General features: G+C 65.5%; 9 protein-coding genes. 2 read left to right on the top strand and 7 right to left on the bottom strand.

The window, feature by feature from the left end; genetic code table 11:
* Positions 1-330 precede the first annotated feature (330 nt).
* Both ACS5PK_RS22155 and ACS5PK_RS22160 read left to right on the top strand, forming a co-directional pair.
* Complete coding sequence (locus ACS5PK_RS22155) at positions 331-1,596, top strand: IS256 family transposase (RefSeq protein ID WP_439442443.1); 1,266 nt, start codon at positions 331-333, stop codon at positions 1,594-1,596.
* 199 nt (positions 1,597-1,795) lie between these two features.
* Complete coding sequence (locus tag ACS5PK_RS22160; RefSeq protein WP_439442444.1) at positions 1,796-2,785, top strand: alpha/beta hydrolase family protein; 990 nt, start codon at positions 1,796-1,798, stop codon at positions 2,783-2,785.
* 53 nt (positions 2,786-2,838) lie between these two features.
* On the opposite strand, the gene ACS5PK_RS22165 is transcribed toward ACS5PK_RS22160, so the two are convergent.
* From ACS5PK_RS22165 to ACS5PK_RS22195, 7 genes are all read right to left on the bottom strand, one after another.
* Positions 2,839-4,170, bottom strand: coding sequence for an ABC transporter permease (locus ACS5PK_RS22165; protein ID WP_439442445.1), 1,332 nt, complete (start codon positions 4,168-4,170; stop codon positions 2,839-2,841).
* Positions 4,167-4,874 carry an ABC transporter ATP-binding protein gene (locus ACS5PK_RS22170; RefSeq protein WP_439442446.1) on the bottom strand — a complete coding sequence of 236 codons (708 nt, stop codon included), beginning with the start codon at positions 4,872-4,874 and terminating at the stop codon, positions 4,167-4,169. Before ACS5PK_RS22170 ends, ACS5PK_RS22165 begins: the two co-directional genes overlap by 4 nt.
* Complete coding sequence (locus ACS5PK_RS22175) at positions 4,871-6,061, bottom strand: efflux RND transporter periplasmic adaptor subunit (protein ID WP_439442447.1); 1,191 nt, start codon at positions 6,059-6,061, stop codon at positions 4,871-4,873. The genes ACS5PK_RS22170 and ACS5PK_RS22175 overlap by 4 nt, the downstream gene beginning before the upstream one ends.
* 19 nt (positions 6,062-6,080) lie before the next feature.
* Complete coding sequence (locus ACS5PK_RS22180) at positions 6,081-6,755, bottom strand: YIP1 family protein (protein WP_439442448.1); 675 nt, start codon at positions 6,753-6,755, stop codon at positions 6,081-6,083.
* An 82-nt stretch (positions 6,756-6,837) separates the two neighbouring features.
* Positions 6,838-8,226 carry an MFS transporter gene (locus ACS5PK_RS22185; protein ID WP_439442449.1) on the bottom strand — a complete coding sequence of 463 codons (1,389 nt, stop codon included), beginning with the start codon at positions 8,224-8,226 and terminating at the stop codon, positions 6,838-6,840.
* Positions 8,142-9,620, bottom strand: a complete 1,479-nt coding sequence (locus tag ACS5PK_RS22190) for an alpha/beta fold hydrolase (protein ID WP_439442450.1) — start codon at positions 9,618-9,620, stop codon at positions 8,142-8,144. Before ACS5PK_RS22190 ends, ACS5PK_RS22185 begins: the two co-directional genes overlap by 85 nt.
* Positions 9,621-9,628: 8 nt before the next feature.
* Positions 9,629-18,145: an amino acid adenylation domain-containing protein gene (locus ACS5PK_RS22195; protein WP_439442451.1), complete on the bottom strand. Its 8,517-nt coding sequence runs from the start codon at positions 18,143-18,145 to the stop codon at positions 9,629-9,631.
* Positions 18,146-18,175 lie beyond the last annotated feature (30 nt).

The raw sequence follows: 18,175 nt of genomic DNA on the forward strand, positions 1-18,175 counted from the left end.
GGGGCCTGCCTAGTGACCCCAAGACCAGCCGGGACTAGCACTCGGGGTGGCTCGAAGAATCCAAGCGGATCAAGACCAGCCGGGACTAGCACTCGGGGTGGCTCGAAGAATCCAAGCGGATCACTGCGACACAAATGGCTAACCGGCTCGTGATTCGGCAGGTCACTCGTTTATGTCGTACGACAGAAAAGGATTGACCAGCCAGGTCGGGATTCGCTTAGCTACACGTAACCCGTTGCTCGGCGGGATCAAAGTGCCGTGCGTACGCAGGTCGCTGGGGCCTGTCAGGATTTTTGTGTGCGAGGCATAGCATGACGACCAGGAGCATCTATGCCAAGCAAGAAGAAGCCGGCGGGAGCCGGCATGACGGCGCTGCCGTCGATCCCCAAGGAACTCATTGAGCAACTGAGCGGCGGCACCACGCCGATGACAGCCGAGCAGATCAATGCCGCGACCATGGCGCTGAAGAAGGCGTTGATCGAGCGCGCGCTGGGCGCGGAGCTGTCGCACCACCTGGGCTATCCGGCCGGCGCTGCCCGGCCCGAGGAAGCCGGCAACCAGCGCAATGGCAAGTCCACCAAGACCGTGCTGACCGAGGACGGCCCGCTGCGCATCGAGGTGCCGCGCGACCGCGCCGGCTCCTTCGAACCGATCCTGATCCCCAAGCATGAGCGGCGCTTCACCGGCTTCGACGACAAGATCGTGGCCATGTACGCGCGTGGCATGACGGTGCGCGAGATCCAGGGTTTTCTGGCCGAGCAGTACGGCACCGAGGTGAGTCCGGAGTTCATCAGCTCCGTCACCGACGCCGTGATGGCCGAGGTCACGGCCTGGCAGAGCCGGCCGCTGGAGCCGATGTACCCGGTGGTGTTCTTCGACGCGCTGCGCGTGAAGATCCGCGAGGATGCGGTGGTGCGCAACAAGGCCATCTACCTGGCGCTGGGCGTGCTGCCCGACGGCACGCGCGACATCCTGGGCCTGTGGATCGAGAACACCGAGGGGGCCAAGTTCTGGATGAAGGTCTTCAACGATCTCAAGACCCGCGGCGTGGCCGACATCCTGATCGCCGTCACGGACGGGCTCAAGGGCATCCCCGAGGCGCTTGCTGCGGTGTTCCCGGCTACGACGCTGCAGACCTGCATCGTGCACCTGATCCGCAACAGCCTGGACTTCGCGAGCTGGAAGGATCGCAAGGCGCTGGCAGCGGCCTTGAAGCCCGTCTACACGGCCGCCAGCGCCGAAGCGGCACAGGCCGAACTCGATGCCTTCGAGACCGGGCCCTGGGGTCAGAAGTTCCCGACCGTGACGGCCACTTGGCGCCGGGCCTGGGACCGGGTCATTCCGTTCTTCGCCTTCAGCCCGGCGGTGCGGCGCGTGATCTACACGACCAACGCCATCGAGAGCATCCACAGCCGGCTGCGCAAGATCATCAAGACGCGAGGGCACTTCCCCAGCGATGACGCAGCGACCAAGCTGCTGTGGCTGGCGCTGCGCAACATCACAGCCGATTGGGGCCGCGCGGCCAAGGAATGGAAGGAGGCCATGAACCAGTTCGCCATTGCCTACGGCGAGCGCTTCACACGGCCTGCCGCGTAAGATGCGGCGCGGGTCCGTCTGAATTGATGGGCCCTAGATGGAGCCTCGAACACAGAAATTCAGACAGCCCCGGTCGCTGCGCCCTGACCCTCGCAAAGCGCAGATGCGTGCACACGCAGTCTGGGGCTTTGCGCGCACGATGCGTCCCCGTCACGAAGGGCCGCTAGACTGCGCCATCATCTCGATCTGCCTGCAGTCCATGCCCATCATTGAGACAGTTTGGAACGTGCAACGCTCCGGCGTTTCCCTCAAAGGTAGTCTCTGCCTCCCTGCGGCTGACGGCCGTTTTCCGCTTGCGCTGATTCTGCAGGGCAGCGGCCGGGTGGATAGAGATGGCAACGTTCGTGGCCGCGGGCCTGCCATTTACGCGAAGTTGGCAAGGTCTCTCGCCGAGTTCGGCGTGGCCAGCTACCGTTATGACAAACGCGGCGCCGGTGCGAGTGGCGGCAACTTTCTCGAGGCCGGGTACCACGACCTGGTCGATGATGCCCAAGCCTGTTGGGAGTCGCTGGTGGGCGCGCCTTTCTGCGATCCGGAGCACATGTACATGCTCGGACATAGCGAAGGAACGGCCATGGCGGCTCAACTTGCGGCCAGAGCCATTCACCGACCTAAGGCCCTTGTCCTGCTCTGCCCCTTCGCCGAAAGCGCAGAGACCATGCTGATTCATCAGGCTGACCAGATCGAGCGCGAGTTGCCTGAAGTGCCTGGCCTGCTCGGCTTCATCCTTCGGGTGATGAACCGCCTGACGGGGCCTTATGGGCAGAGCTTGCGCAAGATGCTGGAACGGGTTCGGACACTGGACGGGGGGACCGTCCGCCTGGGTGCCGCTCGCGTGAGCGCACGCTGGCTGCGCGAGCTGATCGAACTGGACATGAATCGCATCTATCGCGCCGTCCCCTGCCCCATGTTGCTGCTTTCGGGCGAGAAGGATCTTCAATGCACCCCTGACAGCGCCAGGAAGCTGGCCGAGCTGGTGGAGGTGCCGACCGAGCATCACGTGGTCCCCGACATGATTCACCACCTCTCGGCATGCGAGGGTCCGCCGGCGCTGTTTGACCTGCGGGACATTGATGCGCAGCCGCTTTCGCCTGCCCTGCTCGCTCACCTGCAGCAGTGGTTCGCACGGGAAGTCTCCGAGCGCCGCACACCGCCGCAGGCGTCAGCCCCGGCCCCGGCCAGCAGCTGACACCGCCCTCCTCCGCTGGCCCCCGCCAGGGGCGGAAGCGCAGGGCGGGCTGCTCACTCGTGGCGAAGCGCATCAATGGGCGTCAGGTTGGCGGCATTGCTGGCAGGCAGGATGCCAAACACCACGCCGATCAGCCCTGAGAATCCGCAGGCCCCCAGCGAAGCCCACCAGGGCACCGTCGGCGGTGGGAAATTCGGTATCAATGCAGCGATCACCTGCGCCAGTCCTGTGCCTATCAGCAGGCCTATGAGCCCACCGATCACGGCCAGCAGCATGGCCTCGATCAGGAACTGAAGCAGGATGAAAGCCCGAGGGGCGCCCAGGGCCTTGGCAATGCCGATCTCACGGGTGCGCTCTGTCACCGACACCAGCATGATGTTCATGATGCCCACACCCCCCACGATCAGCGAGATGCCGACCACGGCACCCACCACAATGGTGATGGTGGTGCTGATCTCGCTGAAGGATTTGCGAAGCGAATCGGCCGACTCCAGGACGAAGTCGTTGGGTTGACCCGGCTTGAGCCCGTGTCCCAGCCGCATCAACTCGACGACCCTCGCCTGTATGGCCTCTGTCTGGTCCGGATCGGTGATGGTGAAGCTGATGGACAGGTCGGGTTCCTCCACGACGCCGTTCACAGCCAAGGCGGTCTGGAAGGGCATCAGCAGATAGGCATCCTGGCTGATGCCGAACATCTCGCCGCGGGGCTCCATCACGCCCAGCACCTTGAACCACTCGCCAGCGATCTGGATGTGCATGCCCACCGGGTTGGGGGGCAGCTTCAGGTCCCGGCGCAGCTTCTCTCCCAGCACGACCACGCGGCGTCGTGTCTGGTCGTCGCTCTCGCTCAGGAAGCGCCCGTGCAGCGGATACAGCGCCTGTACGTCCTGGTAGAGCGCCGTCGTGCCGTACATGGTGCCGTAGGCCACATGCGAGCCGTTGCGGATGTCTGCGCCAATGCGCCCCCCTGCCACGACGGTTGGCGTGATGTCCTGGATGCCGTCGATCCGATGACGGAGCTGTTCGAGATCGCTCAGCTTCAGCCGATTCACCTTGCCACGCAGCGCATCTTCGATCGAGGTGTCTGCACGCAAGGTCAGCACGTTGCCGCCCAGGCCCTGAAACTGCTTGCTGATGGACTTCGACAGGCCCTGCACCAGTGAGATCACGGTGACGACGGACGCCACGCCGATGATGATGCCCAGCATGGTCAGGAAGCTTCTCATGCCATGGGCCCGTATGCTGGCCAGTGCCGAGCGCAGGCATTCCTGCAGCAGGTAGAACCGCGCACTCCACTGGCCATGAAGGCCTGCTCCGTGCTCATCGGCGTCAGGGGCTGCGATCAATGGGGCGGACGCCTGCCTCGAGGAAATGGAGGGGTTCATGAGAAGGCGGGCTCCTTCATTGGCGCGGATGTGGACAGGGTGTCCTCGATGATCTGGCCGTCATGCAGTCGGACGATCCGGCGGCACTGCGCGGCAATGCCGGGCTCATGAGTGACCAGCAGCACGGTCAGGCCGTGGGCATGCAGTTCATGAAACAGAGCCATGATTTCCTGTGCGGTGCGGCTGTCCAGGTTGCCTGTCGGCTCGTCTGCCAGAAGCAGCTTGGGCTCACCGACCAGTGCCCGGGCGATCGCCACACGCTGGCGTTGACCACCCGACAGCTCGTTGGGGCGGTGTTCCGCGCGATGCGCCAGCCCCACGCGTTGCAGCGCCTGCATGGCCGCTTCCCGGCGCATGGCCGGTGAGCAGCCGCGGTAGATCAGGGGCTGAGCCACTGTTACCCAGGCGGGCATCCGAGGCAACAGGTAGAAGCTCTGGAAAACGAAGCCGATCCGCAGGTTGCGCTCCCGAGCCAGCGCGGCTTCGCTCAGGGAGGATACGTCGCGTCCGTCCAGAAGATACCGGCCGCTTGTCGGGGTATCCAGGCAGCCCAGGATGTTCATCAGCGTTGATTTGCCTGACCCAGAGCTGCCGGTCAGCGCCACGAACTCTCCGGCCGCCACCTGTAGCGAGATGCCGTGCAGCACCGGGCATTCCTGCCCGTCCAGCTGGTAGGCCTTGCAGATGTCATGCAGCTCGATCATCGGGTCGTCTCCCCCGCCGACGGGCTCCCCAGGGTCGCCGTCTTCAGGCTGCCAGGCTGGGGCTGGACCCGCTCACCTTCCCGAAGAAATCGAAGTGTCTTGGCTGGGCCGACCACCACGACATCGTCTGCACTCAGACCCTTGATCACCTCCAGGTAGCTGTCATCGGAGATCCCCGGCTCGATCACCCTTCTCTGCACGGTGCCGTTCTCGACGACGAAGACCTTGGCCTTGCTTGCGCCGGATGGGCCTTCGTACTGGATCGCCTGCAGGGGTACCGCCAGGCGCTGCGCGGTGGCCGCGGTAGCGATGTCAGCGCGCGCGCTCATTCCTGGGTGGAACTTGAGGTCGGGCACTGGATCAAGCCGGATCCGAACGGGATAGGTGCGGCTTTGCCCCGGCGTCTGTCGCGGTGTCAGGGCGATGGTCTCCACCCTACCCTTCAGCAGCCGGTCGGGAAAGGCGACGGGCACGATGGTCGCCTCATGATCGGCCGTCACGCGAGCGATGTCCGATTCGTCGACCTGGATCTCCGCGTACAGCTGCCGGGTGTCGGCCACGACCATCAAGCTGCCACCCGCGATGCTCATCGCACTGGGCACGGCCGTTTCGCCACGCTTGATGGAGATGGCGGTCACGATCCCGTCAATCGGCGCGCGCACCTCGGTCTTGGTGAGGCGCAACTGCGCTTGTGCCAGCAAGGCCGAGGACTGCCTGACCGCCTCCTGGCTGTTGCGAAGCTCCACCTCGGCCAGGTGCACTTCCGAGGCCAGGTCGTCAAAACGCAGGGAGTCCACCATGCCATGCTTGTGCAGCTCTTCATTGCGTCTGAGCTTGCTCACGGCGGCTTCGTGGCGAATGCGTTGGCGGTCGACTGCCAGTTCCGCCTGGCGTCTGGCGGCGGTGAGCTGGGCAATTTCGGCGTGCAGCGACTCGCTTTCCATGCGCAGCAGCACCTGGCCGCGCCGGACGCTGCTGCCTTCGCTCACCAGCACATCGTCCACCCGGGCAAGGATCTCCGACACCAGGGTGACCTGGCTTCCAAAGGCGAGGACACCGGAGGCCAGGATGGATGGCGTGATCGCACGCTTCCCCACCGTCACGACCTCGACGGCCTTTTGCTCGGAAGCCCGCAGCGCCTTCATGGACAAGGGCAGGACCACCAGCAGCGCCAGCGCGCCGCCCAACAACAGTTGACGTCGCATCTCAGAGCCCCACCACCAAGGCCCAAACGCCGTACACCAGCAACCACGGGGCCAGCGTGAATGTCAGGCTGAATGCCCAGCTGCGACCGCTCCAGGTCTTCACGCCCACGGCACTCAGCCACCAACTCCAGGGATGCAGGACGCTCAGCGAGTTCAGCAGCACGTACCAGGGGCTGTCCTGCGGCACTTGGAAGAACAACTCGTTGAGAGACAGCGCGTTGAGCTGCTCCTGAAGGATCTGTCCATTCGGATACACCGCAAGCATGCCCACCGAGAGCAAGGGCAATAGAAGCAGTGGCAGGCTGGCCCAGCAAGCCAGTGCCAGCCACTGGTTGAACGGGAGGTCGATGCGGGTCGCACGGCCTGCGAGAAAGTAGTAACCGCCCTCCAGCAGCCGTCCGCCCACCAGGGCGATCAAGGCGCCGACCACAGAGGTGATGGCCAGGGTCTGGAGGGACAAGGCCGGCATGCCCTCCTGGGACTTGTCGCCGGCAGGCGCCAGCAAGTGTGTCTGCAGCCAAGCCAGGTCCACATGGCTGAAATAGGCGCCGATGGCGGCCAGCGTCAACCCTAGCAGCAGAAGCAGCGGGAAGGCAAAGCGGGGTTGTGTGCGCAGCGAGGCGAAGGCCAGCTCGGGCTGCAGCAGCATGGATCGTGTCAGTTGAGATGTATTCATCAGGGACGCTCCCAGTAAAGATTCGTTCGTCAAGTCGCTCGGTCCGTTCAAGCGGCCACGTCGCCGGGAAGGCGCGCCGGCGTCAACGCAAGTCGCGCAGCGGGCGCAGGGCGATGCCTCCGACAGAGGCGGTCAGGCCCAGCAGTCCGCAAAGCACGAACATGGCGGCGACAGCCTGGCCTTCGCCGGTGCCTACGGCACGGCCCATCATCTCGGCCACCCAGTGCCCATGCTTGAAAGCTGGCTTGAAGACCTGCTCCACCAACAGGCCACCAAAGACGACGGTGGTGGCCGTCGCCAGCATGGTGCTGGTACTTGTCAGCACCAGGATGCCCCCTTGCTGTGACTCCGGAACGCGCGTCATCCAGAGCGCGAAAACGCAACTCGATGCAATCGCCGCGCAGAGGCCAGCCAGGAACTCGGTCGCGCACAAGGCGGGAACGCCCTCCACCATCCCGACCAGCAGCACGCAGGCAGCCACGATCGCGTCGCAGACCAGGACGATGCGCATGCGACGCTCCGGCATGTCGAACCACACCATGGCCATGCTGCCGAACAGCGCGCCCAGGGACTCGAAGCTCAACACGATGCCCAGCGTCTGCTCATCGTGCCGTTCAAGGATCAAGGGAACGACCAGACTGACGGACACAGCAATCAGGCCCGCCTGCATCATGGAATAGAGCAGCAGCGCCAGCATGATGGTGTCGCGCCTGAAGAACCCCAGAGCTGACACGAAGTTCCTGCGCGAGTCGAGCAGCGCTTCCTTGAGCGTTCCCTCCTTCAGCGTCTCGGTGTTGGACTTGGCAATGCTGAAGGCGTACCAGACGAACAGGGTGCCGATCACGAAGGTGACCAGGTCAATGGTGACGATGCCATGCAAGCCGATCACCGCCATCAGAGCACCTGCCATGGATGGAGCAATAACCCCCAACGTGGTTGCGCTGACCCCGAATGCACCGGCGGCCCGTGTCAGCAGACCCTTGTTGACGATGTTCGCAACCGACGCTTCAAAAGCTGGCCCCTGGAAGGCGCTGACCATCGACGCCACCGCCGTGAAGGCATACAGATGAGGCACAGCCAGCTTGTCAGTCCAGAGCAGGATCAGCAGCATCAGGGTCATCAGCGCCGCCACCGAGTCGGCGGCAATCATCACGTTGCGCCGTTTCACTCGATCCACGACGCTGACGGCGATCGGCGATACCAGCACGGCGGGCAGCAGGCTGGCCACGATGGCGCCGGCAAAGCTGAGCGTGGAGTTGGTGCGCTCGTAGATCCAGACGCTCATGGCGAACTGGACCATCTGCGTACCCACCATCGAAACCGTCTGGCCGGTCCACAGCATCCAGAACGGGCGGCCCAATGCGCCCAGTCGGGAAAAGGCTTTCATCAATTGACTCCCATGTCCTTCGTTTTGTGTTGAGATTCGCTCGGCTTTGCTGGCCGGCTGAAGCTCTCCTGCTGAGAGAACCACCAGTCGACGCAGTGCTGCACATGCGGCGGCTTCAGCATGCTCATGTGGTTGCCAGGCCCCTTCCAGCGCCGCATCTGCGGCGCCCACAGCAGCCATCCGTCGCCATCCCGCTGCTGGTCTTGCGTGTTGCGCTCTGCAGAGCGACGCGGGTCGTCGGCCTGCACCAGGCAGACGGGGTGCTCCCACAGGCCCGTGGGCCGGTAGCTGGTACGCAGCGCAGCGCCAAAGGCTTGAAAGGGACCTTCCATCACATCGGGGCGTGTGCGGGTCGGCAGCAGGCCGTGGCGCGTCATGGCCGCATGTAGCGCGGCCAGCCGTTGAGCGGGGGTCAAGGGTGCCAGCTGATGGCGGAAGATGCCCAGGGGGCGCCCCAGGGCCAACTCCAGGCTGCCAGCGAGCTGCTCGCAGATGTCCAGGTGGCTGTACTCCTTGTCCAGCACCCCGGCTGCTTCCGGTGCTTCGCTGTCCAACAGCGTCAAGGACAGCACCTCGCGCCCCAAGTCCTGCCATCGCAGCGCGATCTCGAAAGCGACCCAGCCGCCGAAGGAGTGACCGGCCAGGTGCACCGGCCCCTTGCCGACCACGGACTCCAGCGCTCTCACCGCTGCCGCCGCAGCGGCTTCGACCGTGGTGTGGGGCAGCAGCACGCCGTCCGTTCCGCGTGGCTGCAGTCCGTAGACAGGCCATTCCGCTCCCAAGGCTGCAGCCCAGTCCCGCAGGCCCATGACGCTGTCGCCTGCACCCGGAACACAGAAAAGTGGTGTGTGCCCCGGCCAACCTGCCTGCAGCTTGATCAAGGGCTGATAGTCCAGCTCCGGGGCGCGTTGCGGCGCCAGGCTGTCTGCCAGGTCCAGCGCGTCCGACCATAAGGCTTCCAGGCTCTCGCGAGTGCCGTCGGGTTCGCGAACCACGGTCGAGGACAGCACCTTGGCGCCCGTTGCCATCAACTCCAGGCGCTGCACCAGGCCGTTGGCCGGATCGATTGACCACGCCGGCAGCGCCCTGGAGCGAAGGGCGGCCCCAGCCGGTACCGGCGCGGGCAAGGCCCCAAGCAGGCCGAGAAAGGCAACTTCCTGGTCCTGACCCAGCAGCTGCAGGGCAATGGCATGCATCAGTTCGGCGCTGCCGGTCTCTGCAGCCAGCCAGTAGGGGCCCTCCCCCTGCAAGGCTCGGATGCTCTGTGCAGCCCAGGCCGCCGCGCCCTCCTGTGTACGGGGGCGGCCGGCCGTGTGCCAGTTCAGCGCCATGCACCGCAAGGGCGGTGCGCTGCTCGGCTCTTCGATCCAGACAGGTGGTCCGGCCTGCTCGCTGCTGATCCAGAACAGCAGGACTTCATGACTCGGTCGCTGTGGTAACTGCCGGTCATGGCCTTCGTGGGAGTGTTGCTTGTTCATGTCGCCCTTCATTGCAAAGATTCATCCAGTGCTTTGGAGATCGCGGTCCCCAGCTCGGCGACGTAGTCGCCCATCATGCTTCCGTGGTCGCCTGGTACCGGTACGACGCGCAGCTGGGCATCGGGGATGTAGCGCAGCCAGCCTTCGCGCGGATCCGAGTTCTGCTCCAGCACTTCCATCGGCACCAACTCATCGAACACGGTGCTCTTGTCCTCGGCCGAGAACAGATGCACCGGCAGATCTGCCGAACGCGGCGTGTAGCCATCCAGCGCGTCCTCATGAGCCTGCAGGCGGGCGATGAAGTCGCGCAAGGCTGCTTCATCGAACTGGTCGAGGTAGTCCGGCAAGATGCGTGCCTTTTTGCACTCGGCCATCAGAGCTGCGAAGCTCATTTGGTCTGCCCTCTGGGTCAGCTTGCGAATGGCTCGGCCTTTGAGCTTCATCTTGACGATGTTCTGGAGCCAGTTCAGCGTCGGCTCGGGGCGCTCTTCGCAGAGCAGCATCAGGTTGCGTTGCGGCGACAGATCGTGGCGCAGGCGAACATGCGCCCGCAGCAGTCGCAACACCGCGGGTGCAAAGCTGTCCAGCAAGCCGATGAAGCCGACCTCTGCGCCAGAGTCCTTCAGCTGCATGGCGATTTCATACGCGAGGATCCCGCCGAACGACCAGCCGGCCACCCGGTAGGGGCCCTCCGGCTGCACGGCACGGATCAGCTTGACGAGCCGATGGGCCAGGCCGGCCATCGTGTCCGCGCTGGCCGCACCGAGCTTGCATCCCGGAAGGCCGAACACAGGAACCTCCGGGTCGATCTTGGGGCCCAAACGATGGAAGTAGATGTCCAGGCCAAGGTACTCGTGCACCAGGAAGATCGGCGGTTTGCTGCCCATCGGCCGGATGATGGTGACCGCATCGCCGATCGGCGCAGGGCGCTGGCGCAGATAGGCCGCCAGCTCGCTCAGCACAGGATGCCCGAACAGCTCGGCCACGCTGATCTCGATGCCACAGGCCTCGAACCGGTTCACCATCAGAGCCAGCAGGAGGGAATGCCCGCCCAGCTGGAAGAAGTCATCGTTGCGCTGGATACGTTCGAAGCCCAGCACCTCCCGCCAGATGCCGGCAATCGTCTGCTCCAGGTCACCGCTGATTTCCTGCCCCGCCTCCGCGCCACGGCCTTCGTCGTCCGGCGCCGGCAGTGCCGACCGGTCGATCTTGCCGTTGCGATTCAAAGGCATGCGTTCCATCACCACGATGAGCGCAGGCACCATATAGCTTGGCAACGTCAAGGCGAGTTGCGCGCGCAAGGCGTCCGGGCTGAGCTTGTCCAGGTCACCGGCAACATAGGCCAGCAATCGCTGCTGCGGTGTATGGCCGTGCTGGACCTGCACCAGCGACTCGCGTACGCCCGGCTGAAGCAGCAACTGGGCCTCGATCTCCCCGAGCTCGATGCGGAAGCCCCGCATCTTGATTTGGAAGTCGCGGCGTCCAACGAAAACGAACTGGCCATCGGGACGCTGAAAGGCCAGGTCACCGCTGCGGTAAAGCATGGCGCCGGGCACGAACGGATCGTCCACAAAGCGGTCGCGAGTCAGCTCTGGCTGATGCAAGTAGCCCAAGGCCACACCTTCGCCGCCGATGTGGATTTCGCCGACCGCGCCGGAGGGCACCAGTCTGCGCCGTTCGTCCAGCAGGTAGACCCGGGTGTTGCAGATCGGGCGGCCCAAGGGCAGCGTCAAGGTCCCGTCGGTGACCTCCGTGATGTGGGCTGTCAGCGCGAAGGTGGTGGTCTCCGTCGGACCATAGCAGTGGATCAGGCGAACAGGCCCCTGCTCTGCCAGGACCCGGGCAAAGGCCTGCGGATCGCAACGCTCGCCGCCCGTCATCAGATGGCGCAGCCGGGACAGCGCCTGCGGAATGGCGGCCGCCAGTTGGTTGAACACCGCAGTGGTCAGGAAGATCGCCGTGATGCCAAGGCGACCCAGGGCCTCTGCCATGCGGGGCGGGTCCAGCACCGTGTCAGTGTCCATGGTCACCAGCGTGCCGCCGTTGAGCAGCGCGGCCCAGACTTCCATCGTGCTGGCATCGAAGGCAGGGTTGGAGATGAACGCGACGCGGTCGGCGGATCCGAAGTCGGCATAGCCGTTCTCGATGGCGATGCGGCCAATGGCTCGATGAGGGATTCGCACGCCCTTGGGCCGGCCGGTCGAACCGGACGTGTACATCAGGTAGGCCAGGTCTTCCAGCTGCGTATGGACCTCGGCTGGCGAGCCCGCATGTGTGAGGTCCGGATGCCTCAGATCGACGCACAGCTGGCCAATCTTTGGCAGAGGACGCTCCTCGTCGCCAGGCAACACCAGCAGCAGTGCGGCGCCGCTGTCTTCGACGAGCTCAGCCCAGCGCTGCGGCGGCGCCTGCTCGTCCAAGGGCACGAAGAAGGCGCCACACTTCAGTACCGCCAACTGCGAGGCCACGAGCTCGATGGAACGCTTCATCAGCAAGGCGACCGGGTGACCGGGGCGCACGCCGGCTTGCTGGAGCTGCCAGGCCAGGTGGTTGGCGCAGGCGTTGAGCTCGGCGTAGCTGACGCTGCGCTCGCCGTCCATCATCGCCGTTGCTTCTGGCGTTCGATGGGCCTGGGCCTCGAACAGCCCGTGCACGGTCAGCCGCTGCTCATACCGTGTGGGTGCATGGCGGCCATTGATCAGTGCCTGCTGCTCCGAGTCCTCCAGCATGTCCAGCGCGAGCAGGGATCGAGAGGCGTCCTCCTCCAGGGCCTCCGACAGCGCCTGGAGCAGTCGAGCCATGTAGCGGCAGGTTTGCTCTGCGGAAATGCTGTCATGCACCTGGGCGGTCACGATCAGTCCCTCGCCGTCGTCGTCGACACTGAGCGTGTAGGGATAGTTGCTCCGTTCTGCGCCGACCTCGCTCTCTATCCCAGTGCTGAAGTCGAGCAGCGCGGGGTCTGATTCGGCGGTGGTGTCCTTCGGGCTGTGGCGGTAGTTGAACAGTGCGGCAAAGACCGGCACGCCGCTGTCCAGCCCGCTGCAACGCTGGGCCAGGGCCAACGGGGCATGCTCGTGGCGAAGCAAGCCGGCCAGGTCTTGCTGGACCTGCTTCACGGCCGTCAGCACCGGGCCCTGCAGCTTGACGCGCAGGGGCAAGGTGTTGATGTACAGCCCCAGCGCCCGGTCCGCACCGGCTCCGGCCTGCATGCGGCCGAACAGCACGGTGCCGAAGACCACGTCCTCTCGACCGCTGACCCGCCCCAGCAGCTGGGCGTAGGCCAGGTGGCACAGGCTGGCCACGCTCACGCCCAGGCGGCGGGCCTGGGTGCGCAGCCCGCTGCTCAGCGAATCTGGCAGCGCCAGGTGGGCTTCCCCGACCTGGCTGCCATCGCCCTGCACATCCGACAGGCCGTAGGGCAGCGTCGGCTCGTCCACATCGCCCAATTGCTCGCGGAAGTAGGCCTCGTGCTGGGCTGGCGTCAGGCCCAGCCGAGCCTGCGCCACGTAGTTGCGGAAGGGCTGTGCGGGGGGCAGCTCCTGGGCTCGATCGCTCAGCAGCAGGGCGATCTCCTGCTGCATGACCTCCAGGGCCTGATGGTCCGTCGCCAGGTGGTGCATCAGCAGCAACAACAGCCAGCGCTGCTGGGCCGCATCGTGCAGCACGTGGGCCCGCATCAGCGGTGCCTGGGTCAGCTCGATGCGGGTGTGGCGCGGATCCCAGCGCTCGCGCAGCTGTGTCGCGGCGTCCTGGGGGCCGTCCGCCGCCAGGGCCTCCTCCTGCACCACCAGCGGTGCCTCGCGCCAGACCACCTGCACCGGCTCGTCCAGGCCTTCCCAGTGCAGCGCGGTGCGCAGCACGTCATGGCGTTGCACGACCTGGCCCAGCGCCTGCACGAAGCGATCCAGCTTGTCCCGCTCCTGGAAGCTGAAGAGCACGTCCTGCAGGTACACATCGCCCTGGGCCGCCATCAGGTGGTGGAAGAGCATGCCTTCCTGCAGCGGGGCCAGGGGGTAGATGTCCTGCACATTGGCCGCACCGCCGGGCACGCGCGCCACGATCGCATCCAACTGCGCCTGGCTCAGTGAGACCAGGGGCAGCATCTGCGGCGTGATCTGCGTCGCACCCTCGGGGATGGCGTTGGGCGGGACCTCGACCTCTCCAGGCAGCTCCGGGCTGCCTTGCAATCCTTGCGCCAGCTGCGCCAGGCTGGGCGCGCTGAACAGCGCCCTCACGTCGCTGGCCAGCCCGCGCTGGCGCATGCGCTCAATCAGCGTCACGGCCAGCAGCGAATGCCCGCCCAGCTCGAAGAAGTTGTCGTGCCGGCCCACGCGCGGCAACTGCAGCACATCGGCCCACAAGTCGGCCAACAGTGTTTCCACATCGCCCTGCGGTGCTACGTACGCGCGAAGTGCATGATCGTGGCCTTGCGGCGCTGGCAGCGCGCGGCGGTCCAGCTTGCCGTTGGGCGTCAGCGGCAGCGTTTCCAGGCGCACGAAGGCGCTGGGCACCATGTAGCCGGGCAGCTCTCGTTCCAGCCCCTGGCGCAGCGTCTCTATCGCCAGCGCGCTCTCACCTACGACGTAGGCCACCAGGCGCTTGTTCCCAGGCTCGTCCTCGCGGGCCAGCACCACCGCCTCACGCACGCCGGGCTGTGCCAGCAGCCGCGCCTCAATCTCCCCCAACTCGATGCGGTAGCCCCGAAGCTTCACCTGCTCGTCGTTGCGCCCCACATACTCCAGCACCCCGTCCTCGCGCCAGCGCACCAGGTCTCCGGTGCGGTACATCCGTCCCGTCCCCTCCTGCGACTTCACGAAGGGATCTTCCAGGAAGCGCTCCTGCGTCAGACTCGGCTGGTGGAGATAGCCTTCAGCAAGCCCGGCACCGCCAATGAACAGCTCGCCCACGACACCCGGCGGGACCAGGCGCTGCTGTGCATCCAGCACATACAGGCGCACATTGTTCAGCGCATGGCCGATGTGCGGCGCGCTGCCCGCAGCAATCAGCGCCGCCGTGCTGTCCACGGTGCATTCCGTGGGGCCATAGACATTGAACGCCTGGGTGCCAGGCAAGGCGGCAAGTTGCTGCCACAGCGGCGCATCAATGGCCTCTCCGCCCACCAGCAGCAGCCCAGGTCGGTGGAATTCACCCTGCGCCCACCCCTGCCCCAGCAGCAGTTTCAGCTGCGTGGGCGTTCCATCAAGCACATCAATGGACTCGTCGATCAGGAACTGCTTCAACGCCGGAGCATCGGTGCGGACATCCTCCGGAACCACGATCAGCGCGTGGCCCGCCATGAGTTGGCAGAGCTGCTGCACCGAGGCATCGAAGCTCATGGGCGCATTCAAACTCATGCGCAGGGGGCGATCCAGACCCAAACGCTGGGTCAAGGCCTGCTGAAGATTGAGCACCGCACGGTGGCTCACCATCACGCCCTTGGGCGTCCCGGTGGAGCCTGAAGTGAAGATCACATAGGCCAGCGACGAAGGCGCCATCGCAGCCACCGTCACAGGCGCACGGGAGGCAGCAGACCAGGGGCCAACAGCGCCATCTGCCAAGACGAGGCGGGCGCAGCCGGCCGGCAGGACCAGCGCCGCGGATGCGTCCGGGGCCTGGAGAAGCAGGACAGGCTGGACATCCTCCAGCAGGCGCTGCAGGCGCAGCGTAGGCTGCCCCGCATCCAGCGGCACATAGGCGGCGCCGGTCTTGAGGACGGCCAGCATGGCCAGGACCATGGACGTGCTGCGAGGCAAGGCCAATGCCACGAACTGACCCGCGGCTACACCCTGCTCGATCAGATGACGGGCCAGTTGGTTGGACTGCTCGTCCAGCTCCCGGTAGCTCAGCCGGAGCTCTCCGAACTGCACAGCCAAAGCCTCCGGCGTGCGGGCGGCCTGGTCGCTGAAGCGTTGGTGGATCAGTCCGCTCGGCACCTCGCCCACCGGGGCATTGAACTGCTCGAGCAGCAGCACCTGCTGCGACGGCGACAGCAGGCCGATGGCATCGATGGCTTGCGCGCTGTCCGCCACCATGGCACGCAACACGCACAAGACATGATCCCAGAATCGACGCAAGGTCAGCGGCTTGAACAGGGCCTTCGAATAGTTCAGATGACCTGACAGGCGACCTGCGTGCTCACCAATTTCGAGTGACAGGTCAAACTGCGCCTTGCGCAGCTCGGTGCCGAGCCCCTCCACGATCAAGCCGCCTTCGAGTTGAAGGTCGCTGTCGGGCATGTCCTGCCATGACAGCATGACCTGAACCAGCGGGGTGTGAGAGGTCGACCGCGGCGGCTGCAGGGCCTCCACCACTTGTTCGAAGGGCATGTCCTGATGCTGCTGGCCCGACAGCACCTGATGCCGGACCTGCGCGAGCAGGTCATTGACCGTCGGATGCCCCGAAAGGTCCAGACGGATTGCCAGCGTGTTGACAAAAAGGCCGATCAGCCCTTCGAACTCCGTCCGCTGCCGGTTCGACAGCGGCGTTCCGATCACCACATCTTCATGGCCCGACAGCCGTCCCAGGACCAGCCCCCATGCGGCCAGCATCACCATGTAGAGCGTCACCCCCTGCTGATGGCCCAGTTGGCGAAGCGCATGGACCAGGTCGGCGTCGACCTCCACCGCTTCGCTACCGCCCGTGTAGTCCTGTACCGCAGGTCTTGGATAGTCGTAAGGCAAGGCCAGCAGAGCTGGCGCCCCCGACAAGGTATCAACCCAATAGCGACGCTGCGCATCGGCCTGACGCTCGAGCCAGTTGCGTTGCCAGAGCGCGTAATCGGCGTACTGCAGTGGCAGCGTCGGCAAAGCCGCCTTCGTCCCGTTCAGCGCAGATTCATAGAGGGCCGACAGCTCGCGCATAAGCACCCCCATGGACCAGCCGTCGGCGGCAATGTGGTGCAGTGTCAGCAGCAGTACATGGTCGTCGGACGAAATCCTCAAGAGCTTGGCCCGCAGCAGTGGCGTGCTCTGAAGGTCGAAAGGAATGCCGGCCTCCTCCTCGGCGAGCTGGCGCAGCGTTCCGGCGTCCGTCCCAGGCAGGTCGACGCGGTCCATCGGCAGTACGGCGTCCGGATCAACCCACTGGAACAGCTGATCGTCTTCCAGCACGAAGCGGGTGCGCAGGGACTCATGCCGCCTTACCACGGCTGCAAGCGCCGACGCCAAGGACTCTTCGTTCAGCCGACCACGCAGACGCAGTGCCAATGGAATGTTGTAGGCAGTGTTCGCATCGGGATCGATCTGCGCAAGCATCCACAGACGCTGCTGGGCGAAGGAAAGCGGCAGCTTGGCAGGACGGATGAGCGATATTTCCTGGGCGGTCTCGTCCGCGCGCGACTTCCCCGCATGTGCAGCCAGAGCCGAAAGCGAGGGCCATGCAAACACATCGGCAACCGTCATGTCCAGGCCTAGGTGCTGGCGCAACCTGGCGACCAGTTGCATGACCAGCAGCGAATGCCCACCCAGCTCGAAGAAGTTGTCATGCCGGCCCACGCGCGGCAGCTGCAGCACCTCGGCCCACAGCGCGGCGATCTGCTCCTCCAGTTCGCCTTGCGGCGCCTCGTAACCCTGGTGGACGTGAGCGTCCTCGTCCGGTGCGGGCAGGGCCTTGCGATCCAGCTTGCCGTTGGACGTCAGCGGCAGGTCCTGCAGCAGGACGAAGGCGCTGGGCACCATGTAATCGGGCAGTTCGGCGGACAGGTGATCGCGCAGGTCTTGCGGCGACAGGGGCGTCGCTGCGTCGACCAGGGTGTAGTAGGCCACCAGGCGCTTGTCGCCGGCCTCGGTCTGGTCCACCACGACGGCGGCCTGCGCCACCGCCGGGTGCTCCTGCAGCCGGCTCTGCACCTCGCCGGGCTCCACGCGGAAGCCCCGCAGCTTGACCTGCTGGTCGCGTCGGCCCATGAACTCCAGGGTGCCGTCCTCCCGCCAGCGGCCCAGGTCCCCGCTGCGATACAGCCGCTGGCCTGGCTTGAGCGGATGCTCGATGAAGGCCTGCGCCGTCAGCTCGGGCTGGTTCAGATAGCCCAGGGCCAGGCCTTGCCCCCCGATGCAGATCTCCCCGATGACCCCACGCGCCACCAGGCGCTGGTGTTCGTCCAGCAGATGCACCTCCGTGTTGCCGATGGGCCGTCCGATGGGAATGCTGCGTTGGCGCGCGTCGGCCAGGCTCACCTCGTGAGTGAGCGCAAAGACGGTGGTCTCCGTCGGTCCATAGCCGTTGATGAGCCGCTGTGGCGGCGTGCGCGTCAACACCTCGGCCACCGTCACCGGGTCCAGCGCGTCGCCACCCACCAGCAGTTGGCGCAGTCGCGGCAGCACCGGCCCCAGCGAGGCCGCCAGTTGATTGAACAGGCCCACGGTCAGCCACAGGCTGTCCACCCGCTGGGCCAGCAGGGTGTGGCACAGGCGTTCGCCGTCCAGCAGCTCGTCGCGCCCGATCACGACCAGGCAGCCGCCGTTCAGCAGCGGGGCCCAGACCTCCAGGGTGCTGGCATCAAAGGCCGGGTTGGCGGCGAAGGCCATGCGCATCTGGGCGTCAAAGACGCCGTAGCC

Origin of the sequence: Roseateles sp. DB2, from assembly GCF_051857535.1 — a bacterium.
Lineage (GTDB): Bacteria > Pseudomonadota > Gammaproteobacteria > Burkholderiales > Burkholderiaceae_C > Roseateles_B.